Origin of the sequence: Idiomarina loihiensis L2TR (genome assembly GCF_000008465.1) — a bacterium.
Classification (GTDB): Bacteria; Pseudomonadota; Gammaproteobacteria; order Enterobacterales; family Alteromonadaceae; genus Idiomarina; species Idiomarina loihiensis.
Genome location: NC_006512.1, coordinates 785,179 through 802,508 on the forward strand (window position 1 = coordinate 785,179; position 17,330 = coordinate 802,508).

A 17,330-nucleotide genomic window follows, 5' to 3' on the forward strand; every position below is an offset into this window, starting at 1 on the left:
CTTAGTTGGCAATCTTTGCGCTGTGTCAAACCTATAAACAACTGTAACGCTAGTTTTCCACTTTCTGCTCAGATGTGGCTGTAGCCTTTGCCTGACGCGATTTATAAATAAAAGGTAAAACGCTCTTTAGCTGGCTTAGTAAGTCTTTTTGCAGTTTTAAATAGCCCGGCTTTTTAACCTTTTCGAACGGCATAGGTCGGCATAATTCAATCACTTGGTAGCCCAGTCTGGCGGTGAGCAAACCGGCTCCTAAACCTTGTCCGGCCCGGGTTGATAAACGCGTTAATAGTTCAGCGCTAACCCACTGAGCACCTAAATCAACCGCAACTTCGCTTAGCCCTGCGTAAACAATATTGGCAAACACCTGACGCCATAAGCGAACTCTGGCCCAATACCCCAGTTTTACGCCGTACAACTCGGCAATACGCGATATCATGCGCTGGTTACGCCACATAACGATAAGCATATCCAACAAGGCGAAGGGGCTCACTGCCACCATGGCGGCGGCTTCTGCCGACCAGCGACTTGTAATACGGGTAGCCTGCTGGTCTATACGGCTTAAGACATCCACTTCAAAACGTTCACGTTCTTCATCCACGGACCAATACGGTTGTTTGATTTGCTGCCAGCGGTGTTCTAAATCCGGATGCTGCAGAAGCTGCAACTGTTGCTCCGGTTTGGGATCGTCAGACTGTTTTTTCCAGCGCCGTTTCAACTTTTGCAGCAACCAGATTTCGCGCACCATAAAGCTCAATAATGCCAACGCTATAACGCCAAAACCAACCGCCCACAAACTGCCTAAAAATATGTTTTGTTGAAAACGCTCAATAACCATCAATACCGATTCAATAACGGCGGCAGTTAAAGCAACCACTAAACCCAGTGCCAGCCACTTACCCCAGCGACCAGGCTTGGCGTTCGCAGCTGCTTGTGCGGCTCCCGATTCATATCCGGCTTGTTCAGGAGTATTATCGATATCAGAAACTTCAACTGCCGGTTCATCCACCGAATAGTAAGTTAACTTGCGCGGATCACTCATTTGAGTTTATCTCCCAGAACGTATTCAAGTAGCTGATCCAGCCGGATATGCGGCAGAGGTGAATTCTGCGCAGTGAAGCCGGGATAAAACTGCGGATAAATATAGCCTTGTTGCCAGTCTGCAGCCGTTGGTATGGCTTTAGGTACCTCTGGTGCACCCACCCGCACAAACTCACGGCTCTCATTAATACCGTCCAGAACTGTCGTGCCGTTACTTAATTTCTTAATTTGACTGGTGGCAATACCCGCAACGCTAAATACCTGGTGCGGTATTTGATCAAACTGCAGCTCCTGACGCTGCTTCTGCGTCATAACACGCAGTAAATCCGTCAGTTTTTGATGGTCTTGCGGAGCAATGCTGTCGGCTTTTGTTGCAACCAGCGCAACTTTATCAATAACCGGCGACATCAACCGCTTAAGCAAACTGTTACTGCCATATGAAAAGCTCTTCATCAGTTCATTTATTGCCAACTGTAATTCAGCAAAATGATGCTCACCATTCTGCAACGCCTGCAGGACATCAACTAACACAACCTGCCGATTAAAGTGCTTAAAGTATTTTTGATAAAACGGAGTCACCACATGCTGCTGATAGTAACGGTATTTCTCCCGCAAGCGTTTCGCCCAGGCATCGGGTATTGGCTGTGACAACGGCCAGGGGAAAAACTCCAGCGCCGGAGCTCCCTCAAGCTCTCCAGGTAATACCATTCTTCCGGGTTGCAACAATAATAATTTTTGCTCCCGGCACTGGCGTAAAAAAGAGCGATACCCCGATGCCAGTTCACGTATCTGCTGCTCAGGTTTATCCTCTGACGCGGCGTTTGCAGCTGTCTGCACCTTAATCAACCAGCTCTCTGCCAGTTTATGTCGTAACTCAGCTTTCAGTAAGCGCTGCTGTTGCTGGCTCCACTCGTCATAGCTCAGTTTTAGTAGCGGCAAATCCAGCAGCCATTCGCCCGGATAGTCAATTAAATCCAGGGTTAACCGACGAGTGTCGAGCACTCGCCCGGCTAAGCCTCGATGCGGCTTATACTTTATTTCGACACGTATTTCACTCACATCGCGTGTCGACTGTGGCCACCGGGGCACATCTGTGGTTAAACAGTCTATTGCCCCTTCGTAGTCAAAACGCGAGACTTGCCAGTTACTACTGGTGTGCAAACGACAGCCATTAAGACGCTGTTGTTGCTTCACCTTAAAATAAGGCAATTGCTGCGTTTCATTCGCATATAATAGCTGCTCAAGTAAACCGGTGATTAACGCGGTTTTTCCCGCTCCGCTTAACCCCGTTACAGCCAGACGTATATGACGATCAAACCCGCGATGAATAACGTCGCGGGTTTGGTGTTGTAGCTTTTGAAAACGGCTCACAGACGATTAAATTCTCGTTGAAGATTATAGTGACTTGAGGTTACGTACTTTTCCATTGATTGCAACTGTTGCTCCAGTTCATCAAACTCTCGCTTTATATCGCGAAAAGCTTCACGCGGCGGTTCTCCGCCCTGCCAGACCTTAGTCTTTACATCAACATTATGACGCTCAGTATTCGGTAGCTTTTTATCCAGAATTAACCAACCGGCGATATAAAGTACAAAGAAAGAGCCGTTAGTAAAAATCACTCCAGTAACAAAGGCCACTCGTATTAGCCAGGGTTCCAGGTTCAGGTAATCTGCAATACCAGCACAAACACCTGCAATTTTTCCTCGCTCTGAGTCACGACGCAGTTCTCGTTTGGGTCTTCTCTCGCTCATTGTCTGTCCCTCCAGCCCGGAGCGTCAGCATCCAGAATACGTTCCAGTGTCTGTACACGCTCACGGATGCGTTTTGCCTGATTCGCCAGTAACGCTAAAGATTCCCTTTCTTCCTCGTTCAATCCCTGATTCATTTGTCGTTTACTGCGGTAATGAAGGATGATCCAGATAGGCGCGACTATAATGACAAACAAAATAATCGGCGCCATCAACATCCCTAGTATTGCTTCAATATCCATTTTTTTAAGCCTGTTTTAAGAGTCTTGTTTGGTTTTTGAGCTCATACGAGCACGCAATGCTTCCAGCTCGTCATTCACTTTACTCTCGTTTTCCAGCTCTGCAAATTCGTCACGTAATGTCCGTTTACCCATATCATAAGATTCAACCTGGGCTTCCAAATCATCGATTTTGGCTTCGTAGCGGTCAAACCGCTGCATTGCGTCATCTACTTTGCCACTATCGACCTGTTGCTTAACCTGCAAGCGACTGCTGGCCGCCTTCTGACGCATCAGAATCGCTTTTTGGCGAGACTTCGCATCGGCCAGTTTTTCCTGAAGTTGGCCAATTTCATCATTTAGCTTGTCCAGGTTTTCATTAACGCGATCCATTTCCTGCTGCAACGAGTCAACGCCCTGCTGTGCTTTTTGCTTTTCAATTAATGCCTGACGAGCTAAATCATCACGCTCTTTGGTTAACGCCAGCTCAGCTTTGTTTTCCCAGTCCTGAACTTCGTTTTCCATCCGTTGCTGCTGACGCTGAATGTCTTTCTTTTCAGCTAACAGGCGCGCTGACGTAGAGCGTACTTCAACTAACGTATCTTCCATCTCCTGAATAATCAGGCGTACCATTTTTTGCGGATCTTCGGCTTTATCCAATAAAGAATTGATATTGGAGTTCACGATATCGCTAAAACGTGAAAAAATACCCATAATAATGACCTCATACTGGTTTAATAAACAACTCGATGATTTATTATTCAAATATCAGGCCAACTTTTATTTATGCCATAACAACTTGTTTTATAAATACTTTTTATAGTTTATGTGAATTACACCCTTGCGGGAGTTCGTAAAATAAACTAATAATTAGCAAAAATAACTATAATATAAGGCATTCGACATGCGCCCTGAGCGAAAACCCGACAACCTCATCGGACAATCCAACAGCTTTTCCGATGTGCTGGAACAAGTGTCGCAGATTGCTCCTCTCGATAAGCCCGTATTAATTATTGGTGAACGTGGTACTGGTAAAGAGCTTATTGCGGCGCGTTGTCATTACCTGTCCAGACGCTGGCAACAGCAATACGTTACCCTCAACTGTGCCGCACTGAATGAAAACTTACTCGACAGTGAACTCTTTGGACATGAAGCTGGTGCTTTCACCGGAGCCGCAAAGAAGCACGAAGGTCGTTTTGAACGCGCTGACAGTGGTTCGCTATTTCTTGATGAATTAGCCAATACGTCTTTGCGAGTTCAGGAAAAGCTGCTGCGGGTTATTGAGTACGGAGAATTTGAGCGAGTGGGTGGCCGTCATTCAGTTAAAGTCGACACTCGCCTCATTGCCGCTACCAATGAAGACCTCCCATCACTTGCTGCCAAAGGCCAATTTCGTTCAGATTTGCTGGATCGCCTGGCATTTGATGTCATTACGCTGCCGCCATTACGCGAGCGCCGTGACGATATTATGTTACTTGCTGAGCACTTTGCTATTTCTATGGCACGCGAAATGGAACTGGAGTTATTCAGTGGTTTTTCCGAGAAAGCCCGTAAAACCTTGCTTGAATATCATTGGCCCGGTAATGTACGCGAGCTTAAAAACACAGTAGAGCGAAGCTTATATCGGCTGGGAAATGGGCATGTGCCTATTCACGATATTATTATTGACCCGTTTAACAGTCCGTTCCGGCCAAAAACTCCGGTTACCGAAAAAGCTGTACCGCAAGAGCCTGTAGCTAATGAACAAAGCAATGCTGAAAGTAATGAATTAATTGATATGCCGAAACTCAACGCCGAACAGCCAATAGACTTTAAGCAAAAGTCGCAAGAGTATGAAATTGATGTCTTGTCGCAAGCCTTGCGTTTATGTCAGTTTAACCAAAAGAAAACAGCTAATTTTCTTGGACTGACTTATCATCAGTTACGGGGTTACTTAAAAAAGTATCAGTTATTGGAAGGGGCTTCTGCAGCTAATGATTAAAGCGTACGCCAATGTAGCTGTTATAGCAGCAGCGTTTCTCTCAGGCTGCCAGTCCGATGAACCTGAGCCGGCTCCTCTGGCCAACGGTATTATTTATTGTTCGGAAGGCAACCCCGCTTCTTTTAATCCTCAGCTTGTTACCTCCGGCACCACCGTTGATGCCACCGCTGCTCAACTCTATGACAGGTTAATTGATTACGATGCTGAGCAACAAAAATTTGTACCGGCGCTTGCGAAGCGCTGGGAAACTTTGGATAACGGCACTCGTTATCGATTTCATTTGCGCGAAGGCGTAAAATTTCATACCACCAACTACTTTCAGCCTAGCCGCGAACTAACAGCTGAAGACGTTCAGTTCAGCTTTAACCGGTGGCTGGATGAAACCAGTCTTTATCATCAAGTTGGAGGGAGTTATCCGTTTTTCAGAGCCACAGGGCTGGACCAGTTAATAAATAAAGTTGTCAAAATTGATAAAATGACGGTCGATATTGTGCTGAATAATGCCGATAGTTCGTTTTTAGCGAACCTGGCAACAGACTTTGCCGTTATTTTATCCGCAGAGTACGCACAACAACTATTAATTGAAGAGCGACCCGGACAAATAGATGCTCTACCGATAGGAACCGGCCCCTACCGTTTCGAAAGTTATCGCAAAGACGTGTTAATACGTTACTCCCGACATCCTGGGTACTGGCGGGAAGGCCCCGGAATTGAACATTTGGTGTACTCTATTACCCCAAATGCAAACAAGCGTATGCTTAAGCTAGTTACCGGCGAATGTGACATCATTCCTTACCCGCTGGTGAGTGAATTACAAGCTCTCAACCGAGATCAGTTAATTGTCACTGATGAGGTAAGTCCAAATGTGTCTTTCTGGGCATTTAATACTGAGAAAAAACCTTTTGATGACCCTCTGGTTCGTCAGGCACTGAGCCACGCTATTAATCGCGAAGCGATTATTCAGACCATATACTACGGTAATGCTGAACTGGCACAGTCAATATTACCTCCAACGTCCTGGGCTTATGATGACCGCGGTATCCAGTATCAATATGACCCGGAAAAGGCTAAACGCTTATTAAAAGAAGCCGGTCATTCAAATTTAAATATAAATATCTGGGCTATGCCAGTACAGCGGGTTTACAACCCGAACGCTCGCAGAATGGCGGAACTAATGCAGTCAGACTTAGCCCAAATTGGTGTTTCCGCGAGCATTGTTTCTTATGAATGGAACACCTTTCGTCGCCGCCTTTCTCGTGGTGAACACGACACTGTTCTAATTGGCTGGTACGCCGACAATGCTGACCCTGATAACTTTTTCAGGCCATTGTTGAGCTGTGCTGCCGTAGCAACGGGAGGTAACCGGGCTAACTGGTGCCACCCTGGCTTTGACCAATTGCTTTACAGCGCCATTGCAACCACGGTACCAGAGGAGCGTAAAGCTCTGTATCAATCAGCTCAGCACTTACTGAATCAGCAACAACCTTTGCTGCCTATTGCCCATTCCAAACGCTTTCAGGCACAGCAGAAAAATATCAGCGGCGTAGAGCTTCCCCCTTATGGTGGTATTAACTTTCGCCTGGCCACTAAAGATACGGTGGAGGAAGAATCACAATGACCCGCTATCTTTTAGGCCGTTTAAGCGTTTTTATTATTGCTGTGTTTTTACTAACGCTGTTTAGCTTTAGCCTTAATTACTTGTTTCCAGGCGACCCAATAACCAATATGAGCGGCATCCGGTCGTTCCAGAGCAGTTACCCATTAATGGCTGAACTGCGTGGCGGCGACCAGAACCTGGCCATTCAATACCTAAGTTACTTGCAACACCTGTTCGCCGGAGACTGGGGATTATCTCTGAGTAATGGTACACCGGTATTTGCCGATGGTATTCAACACTTTATGGCGTCAATCGAACTTATCCTTATGGCTTTACTGGTTGCCGTTCTTTTTGGACTACCGTTGGGCGTATTTGCTGCCTCCCGCTTTCGGCAGCGTTCAGACCAAACCGTAATAAGTCTGGCGATGGTTGGGTACTCCATTCCGGTTTTCTGGTTAGCCCAGTTACTGATACTGCTGTTTGCCATAAAGCTAGGCTGGTTCCCCATTACCGGTCAGATAAACCCTTTATATGGCGTCGAACCAAAGACCGGTTCAATTCTCATCGATGTCTTTTTAAGCGACTCCGACTACAAAGCCGCGGCGCTTCAGGACGCTTTGAATCATATTGTTCTACCGGTAATCATACTGGCTATCATGCCAATGATGCTGTTACTTCGCTTAATGCGAAACGCTACTCAGGAAATGCTGCAAAAGCCTTTCGTAAAAGCCGCCCGAGCCCGTGGATTAAATGAGTTCCGAGTATTAGTAAAACACGCTATTCCAAATGCGGTGCAATCGGTGCTGCAACAAACCACTCTCATCTTCAGTTTACTGTTAACTAACAGTATTGTGGTTGAGTCCATTTTTAACTGGCCGGGAATGGGCAACTGGCTTATCCGTAGTATTTTTGAGCGTGACTACCCTATTATCCAGGCAGCTGTATTAATGTTTGCTTTCGTTATTTTGTTCTTTAACCTACTGGTCGAGCTTTACCATGGCTGGCGATTTCCGATAGTGAGGCACGAACAATATGCCACACGTTAATCTTTACCATCACGATGAAACCCCGTCGCCACTCAAGCTAGTATGGAAAAGCTTCCAGTCAAGGTTTCTCTCCATGGCTGCCTTATATGTTCTGCTGGCAATGATATTGGTTGTGTTGCTGTCCCCGTTGCTGACGCCCTTCAATACATCAACCCAGTTCTCTGACGCCATTGCGCTTCCCCCTTCATGGGTTGAAAGCGGTAATATGAATTATTTATTTGGCACCGACGATCTAGGTCGGGATATGTTATCGCGACTATTAATTGGCGGACTGTACAGTTTGGGCCTACCGATACTCATGGTCGCAGTATCCTCACTAATTGGCATGAGCATAGGGGCTCTTGCCGGTATTGACCGAACCATAAAATACCAAAGCTTGTCACGGCTCTTTGATACCTTGCTGTCTATTCCGTCTTTTTTAATGGCACTTATCATTATTGCGATTCTCGGTACTGGTTTTAACAACGTAGCCTTTGCCATAACACTTTCATTAATTCCGCAGTTTATCTTCGTTACCCGCAACGCGGTACACGAAGAGTGGCATAAGGACTACGTTACCGCCTCACGACTCAATGGTTGTTCCAAGGCCTACTTGCTTTACCGCGTTATATTACCTAATGTGACCCCCACATTGGTCATGCAGCTTACAGTATCCCTTTCCGTCGCTATTATGGATATTGCGGCTCTTAGCTTCCTTGGTCTGGGTATTCAGGCACCAACTCCTGAATGGGGTAGTATGCTGGCGCGCAGCCTGGACGAGGTTTACTTGTCTCCCTGGTCAATGGTGCTACCGGGCATAACGTTGTTTATTACCATTATGGCCATTAACATTGTCGGAGACAGCCTGCGCCGTGCATTAAAAGAAAGGGTTAACAGCTAATGCAGTTACTCGATATACGCAATCTGACAGTAGAGATGCAAACAGCGCACGGCATCGTTCGAGTATTGGATAAAGTCAATCTGCAGCTTACCGAGGGAGAAATTCACAGTATTGTGGGCGAATCCGGGTCGGGGAAAAGCTTGCTGGCAAAAGCCATTATGGGTTTTATCAACCCTAACTGGCAAGTTACCGCCGACAGACTTTGGTGGAACGGACAGGATTTACTGGCAATGACGCCAAAGCAGCGCCGGCAAATTACCGGCCGCGATATGGCTATGATTTTTCAGGACCCTAATGCCTACCTCGATCCTAACAGCACAGTAGAGCAACAAATTGTGGAAGCTATTCCACAAGGGGATGTTCGGGGTACATTCATGCGTCGCCGGGTTGATCGTAAAACCCGGGTCAAAAGACTGCTTCACCGAGTGGGCATTCGCGACCACGAATCTATAATGGAAAGCTACCCTTTTGAATTGTCTCAGGGCATAGCGCAAAAAGTGAGTATTGCTATAGCCATTGCTCACCGTCCCAGACTCCTTATTGCCGACGAACCCACCACCGCGATGGAACCTTCAACCCGTTTACAGATCCATCGTTTGCTGGCACGACTGGCGGTTAGCCAAAAAATGTCCGTGGTGCTAATTTCTCAGGATGTCGGCTCCATTTTGCCTGAGACCAAACGCTTAACCTTGCTTTATTGTGGGCAGCTAATGGAGACCGGTCCTGCTCAGGACATTTTGTCGGAACCGGCGCACCCTTATACCGACTCGATGCTTCGCATGTCATTGCAAACGCAACAGGAGTTGCCTCACAAAGCGCGTTTACCGACCCTGCCCGGCTCCATACCAACCTTGCGGCATATGCCAATTGGGTGTCGTCTGGGGCCCCGGTGCCCATACGCTCAAAAAACTTGCGTTAAAGCACCACGGGCCACTCACGACCGACAACGTGTGTATCATTGCCATTTCCCGCTACTGGATAGCAGCTCATGAGTCACTTACTGGAAGTTCGAAATCTCGGCAAAACGTACCGCTCCCGAAAAGGCTGGCCATGGACTCCTAAGTCGGTAGCGATAGAGCCTTTGTCTTTCACCCTTGAAGCTGGCGAAATACTGGCAGTAATGGGCGAGACCGGATCGGGAAAATCGACCCTGGCACAAATTATTGGTGGTGTAGACACCGCAACCAGTGGCGAAATTCTGCTTAATGGCCAGAAGCTTCATAGCAATAACTACCCTCAGCTATGTAACAACATTCGAATGATATTTCAGGACAGTGAAAACTCTCTGAATGCGCACCTCAACATAGGTAAACAGCTGGAAGAGCCTCTGTTATTTAATACCCAGTTAACAGCCGCCGAGCGCCAGGAACGGGTCAATTTAACCTTGCAACGCGTTGGTATGCTGCGGGAGCACTGGGAGTTTTATCCTCATATGCTGTCCAGTGGGCAAAAACAAAGAGTCTGTATTGCGCGGGCCATTATTCTGGAACCGCAGATTGTTGTCGCCGACGAAGCCCTGGTTGCACTTGACCCATCAATTAGAGCTCAAATCATTAATCTTATGCTCGATCTTCAGAAAGATATGGGTATTTCTTACATTTTAGTGACACATTCGCCGCAAATCGTGAAACACATTGCGGATAAGATCTTAATTTTATATCGTGGTAAAATGATCGCGTTTGATAAAACAGACATAGTACTAGAGGACACGCAGCAAACTTACGTTCAACAATTGCTGCACGAACATTTAAAACAGAACATTCAATATAACAGCGACAGAAGCGCTAAGATCGCTGACTAAAAACTAAAAAACGGGAGTTTAATGTGGAAACAGGTACTCTGATATCACTAGCGCTGTACTTTATTGTCATGCTAGGTATTGGGCTTTACGCCTATAAAAAGTCTACCGACTCAGTTTCAGGCTATATGCTTGGAGGACGAGGCTTAGGCCCTGCAGTTACGGCATTATCAGCAGGTGCATCCGATATGAGTGGTTGGATGTTGATGGGCTTACCCGGTGCAATTTACGTCTCTGGCGTATCGCAGTTGTGGATTGCAGTGGGTCTGGTCATTGGTGCATTCTTAAACTATGTCATAGTGGCGCCCCGCCTCAGAACCTACACCGAAGTTGCTAACGACTCAATTACGATACCAGGCTATTTCTCTAATCGTTTTAACGATAAAGGTCGACGTCTACGTATCTTTTCTTCAGTTGTTATTATCATCTTTTTCACCTTGTACACGTCTGCCAGCTTAGTTGCGGGAGGAAAGCTGTTCGACAGCTCCTTCGGCATGGACTACACCACAGGGCTCTGGGTAACGGCCGGTGTTGTCTGTGCTTACACCCTGTTCGGGGGCTTTTTGGCGGTGAGTATGACCGATTTTGTGCAAGGCTGTATTATGTTTGTCGCTTTGGTACTGGTGCCTATCGTGGCTTTTGTCGACCTCGGTGGATACAGCAGTGTAGTTGGACAGGTTAACGACATTGATACTAACTTCCTCGACTTTTTCTACAACGTAGACAAAGGCGAAGCGATTGGCTTTCTGGGTATCGTCTCACTGCTGGCATGGGGTCTTGGCTACTTTGGCCAACCACACATTATCGTACGCTTTATGGCAATACGTTCAGTTAGCGATGTCAAAGCTGCTCGTCGTATTGGCGTGTCGTGGATGGTGGTATCCATCATCGGCGCTATGGCAACCGGTTTTGTTGGTATCGCTTATGTGGCAACTCAGCCAATGGGAATAGCTGATGCTGAGACCATCTTTATTGAGTTCTCTCAGGTACTGTTCCACCCACTTATTGGTGGTTTCCTGCTTGCCGCTATTCTTGCCGCAATTATGAGTACAATTTCTTCTCAGTTACTGGTTAGTTCCAGTTCATTAACTGAGGACTTTTATAAAGCCTTCCTGCGTAAAGACGCAAGTGAAAGAGAGCTTGTAATGGTCGGTCGATTGTCAGTTTTAGTAGTGACCCTGGTCGCTATTTATCTAGCGTACGGTGAGACAGAAACGGTACTCGCTCTGGTATCTAAAGCCTGGGCAGGATTCGGGGCTGCCTTCGGTCCGGTCGTTATTCTCAGTCTATTTTGGAAGCGTATGAACCGTAACGGCGCACTAGCGGGCATGCTTACCGGAGCAATTACCGTTCTACTCTGGATTTTCAGTCCAATACTGTTCGGTATCGACCTTAGTGACGAAGTTGTCTATGAAATGGTGCCTGGCTTTATTCTGTCGACTCTGGCGATTATCATCTTCAGTAAGCTGACAGATGAACCGGCTCAGGAGCTTCAGGACAAGTTTGTTGAAATGGAGAGCGTCATTGACGGTTACTACCATGGTGACAAAAAAGGCTAAACTATTTACGACTTGTAACTGATAAAAAGACCAGCCCATCGTGGCTGGTCTTTTTTGTTTTAGAAGTCCGGCCTATAGTGGTAGAAAAACAAAAAGGTAACCACTATGGCTAAATTAAATATTATTGCATCCGCGGCGCTCGCATTTTCCTGCGCGGCAACAACCTTACCCAGTAATGCCAGTGACCGTATTACCGGACACCACTTTGCTACCCGCTCAGAAGCGATGGCACCAACGGCAATGGCCGCAACAAGTCAGCCATTAGCCACGCAAGTTGCATTAGATATTATGCAGGATGGCGGCAATGCAATAGATGCCGCTATTGCAGCTAATGCGGTATTAGGTCTGGTTGAGCCAACCGGAAACGGCATTGGTGGTGACCTCTACGCCATTGTCTGGGATGCTGAAACTAAGAAACTTCATGGTCTCAATGCCTCTGGCCGTTCCCCGCAAAGCTTAACGCTCGACTATTTTAAAGAAAACGGATACGAGTCAATTCCGGCTCGCGGTGTACTTCCCTTATCCGTACCTGGGGCGGTAGATGGCTGGTTTGAGTTGCACGACCGCTTCGGTGAGTTAAGCATGGAGAAAATATTGCAGCCAGCTATTAACTATGCTGAATCCGGTTTTCCGGTTACTGAAGTTATCGCTTATTACATGAAGCGTAACGCCGAAGTACTAAAAGATATCCCCGGCTTTGCCGACGTCTTTATGCGTGACGGCAATGTTCCGGAGAAAGGCGAACGTTTTAAAAACCCCGACCTTGCCAATACATACAAAATATTGGCAAATGAGGGTCGCGACAGCTTTTACAAAGGGAAGATAGCCCGTACTATCAGCGACTTTGTCGAAAAGCACGACGGTTTTCTCTCATATGATGATTTAGCGCAACATAGCTCTACCTGGGTTGATCCCGTATCCACTAACTATCGCGGCTACGACTTATGGGAATTACCACCCAATACACAGGGCATAGCAGCACTGCAGATTCTGAATATACTTGAGCAATTTGATATCAAAGCCATGGGTCACGATAGCCCCGAGTACATTCATCATTTTGTAGAGGCCAAAAAGCTGGCGTTTGAAGACCGTGCTAAATACTATTCGGATCCGGCGTTCAATGACGTACCGGTTCAGGGTCTTATCGACAAAGAGTACGGCAAAAAACGGGCGCAGCTAATTAACTCTGAACGCGCCGGACGCTCCTTTGAGCCGGGTAACCCGCCAACAGAGGGCGACACTATTTATCTGACCACTGCCGATAAAGATGGCAATATGGTGTCACTAATTCAAAGTAACTATCGCGGTATGGGTTCAGGCGTTACTCCAACCGGTTTAGGTTTCGTTCTGCAAAACCGGGGCGAGCTCTTTGCGTTAGACCCAAACCACCGTAACGTATTTGAACCAGGTAAACGCCCTTTCCACACCATTATCCCTGCTTTCGTCACTAAGGACGGTAAGCCGCTTATGAGCTACGGAGTTATGGGAGGAGCTACGCAGCCACAAATGCACGCACAAATTCTTATCAACCTCATTGATTTTGATATGAACTTGCAAGAAGCCGGTGACGCGCCGCGTATTCTGCATACAGGCTCAAGTCAGCCAACAGGATCGATAATGGAAGATGGTGGCGTTGTTAGTCTGGAAAATGGTTTCTCAAAAAACACTCGCCGTGAATTAATAAAAATGGGGCACACACTACAGGAAGCCCTGGGACCCTACGGTGGCTATCAGGCTATCTGGAAAGACCATGAACAAGATGTCTATATTGGTGCTTCTGAAAGCCGTAAGGATGGGCACGCCGCTGGTTATTAAGAATAATAGCCGTCTCGTCTCAGCGCAGGCGAGACGGCTTTATCTTTTCAACTCAGAGAAAATCTGACTAACCTCTGCGCTCACGATAAAGTTCAATTTCTTCCATAATCAAGTCACGCATTCTGGTGGTTGTATCGTAACCCAGATCAATGGCTTCCTGACCCCGATAAAACTCCATAATACCGATATGGCCAAGCTTAGGCTGCACTAAAATATCCGGCGGATCACCCGCCATACGGGCCTTAGTAATACGCTCCTGCATAATGTCTATGGAGCTTGCCATAACACTGAACATCCCCGGCGCTTTTTCACCATTATTTCTAAAGCGTTCTTTAAAACTGTCCAGATACTCTTTACTGCCTGACCAAAGGCTGTCAAAAAAGCCGTTATCATCCTCTCCGTGCTCTTCCATATCAGCTTTTTCTTTTTCAACCTGCTCGGTTTCCGTCTGAGGTGGGATGCTTCGCCCTCTGCGTTTCAACGCTTTTGAATTTAATTGCGAATTAAGATGCACAGCAATAACAATATCTGCCCCCAAAGCTCGGCACAACGACACCGGCACTGGGTTCACCAAGCCTCCGTCTATTAGCCAGCGTCCGTCAAGAGACTTCGGTGACAACACGCCCGGCATGGCACAAGATGCTCTGGAAACATCATAAAGGTCGCCCTTACGTAACCAAATTTCGCGACCGCTGTATAAATCGGTCGCAACGGCACCATAAGTAACAGGCAAATCTTCTATATTGCGTTGACCAAATTCTTCCCGCGCGCGGTTAAAGACTTTTTCTCCACCAATAATGCCGCCATGGTTAAAACCAAAATCCAGCAAATTAAACACTTCCCAACGGTTCATGCCCTGAACCCATTGCTCTACTTCGGCCAATCGTCCGGACGCATAGCCGGCTCCTACTAACGAGCCAATTGATGTACCGGCCACCATATTGATGCGCACGCCCATCTCTTCCAATGCCTTAATGACACCAATGTGCGCCCATCCTCTTGCCGCTCCAGAGCCCAGAGCTAAAGCGACTTTCACTTCAGACATGTGCTGTTTCCTACTTTTCTTAATAATGTATCTATCGTACTATGATTACTCATTCGTCAACAACATCACTGAGCAGTTAGATGATTTGGACAGAACGTCAGTCAGGTACATCAGAACAGCGCCCTAACGATACCCGCACAAACTTTCAACGGGACAAAGCCCGAATTCTTCACAGTGCGGCATTCAGACGGCTGCAGGCAAAAACTCAGGTTATGTATGTTGGTATGCACGACTTCCCCCGTACACGATTGACCCATTCGCTGGAAGCCAGTCAAATTGGTGCCAGCCTGGTAGTTCATTTAAGTAACCGGCATCCGGCACTGGCTGAGCAACTGGAGCTGTCAGAGCCTTTGCTCGAGTCTTTATGTCTGGCTCACGACATAGGCCATCCGCCATTTGGCCACGGTGGCGAAATTGCTCTTAATTATATGATGCGCAATAACGGCGGGTTTGAAGGTAACGGCCAAACATTTCGTATTGTCACCCAGCTTGAAGCTTACACGCCTGAGCATGGCATGAGCTTAACCAGAAGAACTCTGCTGGGGCTGTTAAAGTACCCGGTATTAGCGAGCGCAATCCGAAGGCAAGAACTTCCCCCTGAGGTAACAAACTTTCGTCATTTGCCCACCCGCGAATGGCTACCACCAAAAGCCTTGTATGACGACGACTCAGAGCAGCTAGACTGGGTACTTCAGCCGCTAAGCACTAACGATAAGAAAAATTTTCAGGCATTAGTGCACGAAGCGACACAAAGTACCCACGGAAAAAGCGCCCTTAAAAGTATTGATGCGTCCATTATGGAAGCCGCAGACGATATCGCATACGGCGTTCACGATCTTGAGGACGCCATTGTTGTCGGCCTGATCCAGCGGCATCACTGGGAAGAACACATGTTCTTCGATTTACAGCAGCTTGAAGCAGAGCTTTCCGACTTTAACGCCCGAAAGTTAACCGAAGATCTTTTTTCTGGCAGCCATCACCTCCGCAAGCAGGCAATAGGAGGGTTAGTTAACCGACTGCTTACCTCAGCAAGACTGAACTCTACTGAATACAATTTTGACTGCCCTTTGCTGCAATATGAAGTTCAGTTAGGAGCTGCCGAAAAAATTCTGCTGAACTCGTTAAAGCAATTTATTTTTAAATGGGTGATTCGAAAGCCTGAAATGCAGGCACAGGAGTTTAAAGGCCAACAGATTGTTATGGAACTGTTTGAGGTTTTAGCCGTAGAGCCGGAACGTTTATTGCCTGAAAATACCCGTTTGCGTTATCTGCAACAGCAACAAAAAGGAGGGAATGCTCTGCGCGTAATTTCTGATTACCTTTCCGGCATGACTGACGGGTATGCCGCTAAACTTTATCAGGAGCTGTTCTCAGTCAGCTCACCCAAAAGTGCGTTTCAGTAATTTTTACTTATAAAAAAACCGGAGCAATAAGCTCCGGCTTGTTATTCCGAAAAACAAATCAGTTATGACAAACTGATATCATCTTTCTCATTACCTTTCTTTTCTGTTTTCTTATCTGCTTTAGCTTCGCTTTTCGCGTCTTCTTTCGCAGCAGCGCGCTCAGCTTCACGAATTTCTTTTGTTCTCTTTTCTGGTTTTGACAACAACAGTTCGCGAATACGACCTTCTAATTCATCGGCAATTTTAGGGTTGTCCTGCAAAAACTTCATTGAGTTAGCTTTACCCTGACCAATTTTGTCGCCGTTATAACTGTACCAGGCACCGGCTTTATCAACCATTTTGTGCTTAACACCCAGGTCAATAAGCTCACCTTCTTTAGAAATACCTTTGCCGTATAAAATTTGGAAGTGCGCTTCTTTAAACGGAGGAGCCACCTTGTTTTTAACCACTTTCACGCGGGTTTCGTTACCCACAACTTCGTCACCTTCTTTCAATGCACCGGTACGGCGAATATCCAGACGAACAGAAGAGTAAAACTTCAGGGCGTTACCACCCGTGGTAGTTTCAGGGTTACCAAACATCACACCAATTTTCATCCGAATTTGGTTGATGAAAATACACATGGTGTTGGACTTCTTAATGTTCGACGTTAATTTACGCAGGGCTTGTGACATTAAACGAGCCTGCAAGCCAACATGGCTATCGCCCATTTCGCCTTCAATTTCCGCTTTTGGTGTCAGCGCTGCTACCGAGTCAACAATCACAATATCGACTGCGCCGGAACGAACCAGCATGTCACAAATTTCTAAAGCCTGCTCACCGGTATCTGGTTGCGATATTAATAAGTCATCAACGTTAACACCTAAAGCTTCGGCATAAATAGGGTCTAACGCGTGCTCAGCATCTACGAAGGCACAGGTCTTACCCATTTTTTGCGCTTCGGCAATCACTTCCAGAGTCATAGTCGTTTTACCACTGGACTCAGGACCGTAAATTTCTACAACCCGCCCAAAAGGCAAGCCACCAATACCAAGAGCAATATCCAGCCCTAACGAACCGGTTGAAACAGAATCGATATCCAGAGTCTGGTTATCACCCAGACGCATGATAGAACCTTTACCAAATTGACGTTCGATTTGTCCGAGCGCTGCATCTAACGCCTTTTGACGATCATTGCTCATTATAAGCTCCGTTATTAATCA

16 protein-coding genes are annotated in these 17,330 nt (G+C 46.8%); 9 read left to right on the top strand and 7 right to left on the bottom strand.

Features of this window, described 5'->3' with window-relative positions:
• Nucleotides 1-49: 49 nt before the first annotated feature.
• Genes IL_RS03700 through pspA form a run of 5 tightly spaced genes read right to left on the bottom strand, consistent with a single transcriptional unit; the run spans nt 50 to nt 3,718 of the window.
• The gene (locus IL_RS03700) at nt 50-1,039 is read right to left on the bottom strand and encodes a YcjF family protein (RefSeq protein WP_011233979.1); all 990 of its coding nucleotides are present in this window, start codon (nt 1,037-1,039) and stop codon (nt 50-52) included.
• Nucleotides 1,036-2,409, bottom strand: a complete 1,374-nt coding sequence (locus IL_RS03705) for a YcjX family protein (protein ID WP_011233980.1) — start codon at nt 2,407-2,409, stop codon at nt 1,036-1,038. The genes IL_RS03700 and IL_RS03705 overlap by 4 nt, the downstream gene beginning before the upstream one ends.
• Nucleotides 2,406-2,789 carry an envelope stress response membrane protein PspC gene (gene pspC / locus IL_RS03710; RefSeq protein ID WP_011233981.1) on the bottom strand — a complete coding sequence of 128 codons (384 nt, stop codon included), beginning with the start codon at nt 2,787-2,789 and terminating at the stop codon, nt 2,406-2,408. The genes IL_RS03705 and pspC overlap by 4 nt, the downstream gene beginning before the upstream one ends.
• Nucleotides 2,786-3,028 carry an envelope stress response membrane protein PspB gene (gene pspB, locus IL_RS03715; RefSeq protein ID WP_011233982.1) on the bottom strand — a complete coding sequence of 81 codons (243 nt, stop codon included), beginning with the start codon at nt 3,026-3,028 and terminating at the stop codon, nt 2,786-2,788. Before pspB ends, pspC begins: the two co-directional genes overlap by 4 nt.
• A 15-nt stretch (nt 3,029-3,043) precedes the next feature.
• On the bottom strand, nt 3,044-3,718 hold the full coding sequence (pspA, locus tag IL_RS03720) for a phage shock protein PspA (RefSeq protein WP_011233983.1): 675 nt from the start codon (nt 3,716-3,718) through the stop codon (nt 3,044-3,046).
• A 190-nt stretch (nt 3,719-3,908) separates the two neighbouring features.
• On the opposite strand from pspA, the gene pspF reads away from it, so the two are divergent.
• From pspF to ggt, 8 genes are all read left to right on the top strand, one after another.
• On the top strand, nt 3,909-4,985 hold the full coding sequence (gene pspF, locus IL_RS03725; RefSeq protein ID WP_011233984.1) for a phage shock protein operon transcriptional activator: 1,077 nt from the start codon (nt 3,909-3,911) through the stop codon (nt 4,983-4,985).
• Nucleotides 4,978-6,603 carry an ABC transporter substrate-binding protein gene (locus IL_RS03730; protein WP_011233985.1) on the top strand — a complete coding sequence of 542 codons (1,626 nt, stop codon included), beginning with the start codon at nt 4,978-4,980 and terminating at the stop codon, nt 6,601-6,603. The genes pspF and IL_RS03730 overlap by 8 nt, the downstream gene beginning before the upstream one ends.
• Nucleotides 6,600-7,628, top strand: coding sequence for an ABC transporter permease (locus IL_RS03735; protein WP_011233986.1), 1,029 nt, complete (start codon nt 6,600-6,602; stop codon nt 7,626-7,628). Before IL_RS03730 ends, IL_RS03735 begins: the two co-directional genes overlap by 4 nt.
• Nucleotides 7,615-8,508 (top strand): ABC transporter permease subunit, encoded by an 894-nt coding sequence (locus IL_RS03740; protein WP_041291754.1) that lies wholly within the window; start codon nt 7,615-7,617, stop codon nt 8,506-8,508. The genes IL_RS03735 and IL_RS03740 overlap by 14 nt, the downstream gene beginning before the upstream one ends.
• On the top strand, nt 8,508-9,500 hold the full coding sequence (locus IL_RS03745) for a peptide ABC transporter ATP-binding protein (RefSeq protein WP_011233988.1): 993 nt from the start codon (nt 8,508-8,510) through the stop codon (nt 9,498-9,500). The genes IL_RS03740 and IL_RS03745 overlap by 1 nt, the downstream gene beginning before the upstream one ends.
• Entirely contained in the window at nt 9,497-10,309 is an 813-nt protein-coding gene (locus tag IL_RS03750) for a peptide ABC transporter ATP-binding protein (RefSeq protein WP_011233989.1), read from the top strand. The genes IL_RS03745 and IL_RS03750 overlap by 4 nt, the downstream gene beginning before the upstream one ends.
• Before the next feature lie 23 nt (nt 10,310-10,332).
• Nucleotides 10,333-11,865 (top strand): sodium/proline symporter PutP, encoded by a 1,533-nt coding sequence (gene putP / locus IL_RS03755; RefSeq protein WP_011233990.1) that lies wholly within the window; start codon nt 10,333-10,335, stop codon nt 11,863-11,865.
• A gap of 105 nt (nt 11,866-11,970) precedes the next feature.
• Nucleotides 11,971-13,680, top strand: coding sequence for a gamma-glutamyltransferase (gene ggt, locus IL_RS03760; RefSeq protein ID WP_011233991.1), 1,710 nt, complete (start codon nt 11,971-11,973; stop codon nt 13,678-13,680).
• A gap of 67 nt (nt 13,681-13,747) precedes the next feature.
• Here the strand turns inward: ggt and rssA are convergent, their stop codons facing one another.
• The gene (gene rssA, locus IL_RS03765) at nt 13,748-14,725 is read right to left on the bottom strand and encodes a patatin-like phospholipase RssA (RefSeq protein WP_011233992.1); all 978 of its coding nucleotides are present in this window, start codon (nt 14,723-14,725) and stop codon (nt 13,748-13,750) included.
• 80 nt (nt 14,726-14,805) lie between these two features.
• Between rssA and IL_RS03770 the strand changes: the two genes are divergently transcribed.
• Complete coding sequence (locus tag IL_RS03770) at nt 14,806-16,128, top strand: anti-phage deoxyguanosine triphosphatase (RefSeq protein WP_011233993.1); 1,323 nt, start codon at nt 14,806-14,808, stop codon at nt 16,126-16,128.
• Nucleotides 16,129-16,190: 62 nt separating this feature from the next.
• Here IL_RS03770 and recA read toward each other — a convergent pair whose 3' ends face one another.
• Nucleotides 16,191-17,309 carry a recombinase RecA gene (gene recA, locus IL_RS03775; RefSeq protein ID WP_011233994.1) on the bottom strand — a complete coding sequence of 373 codons (1,119 nt, stop codon included), beginning with the start codon at nt 17,307-17,309 and terminating at the stop codon, nt 16,191-16,193.
• Between the last annotated feature and the right edge of the window lie 21 nt (nt 17,310-17,330).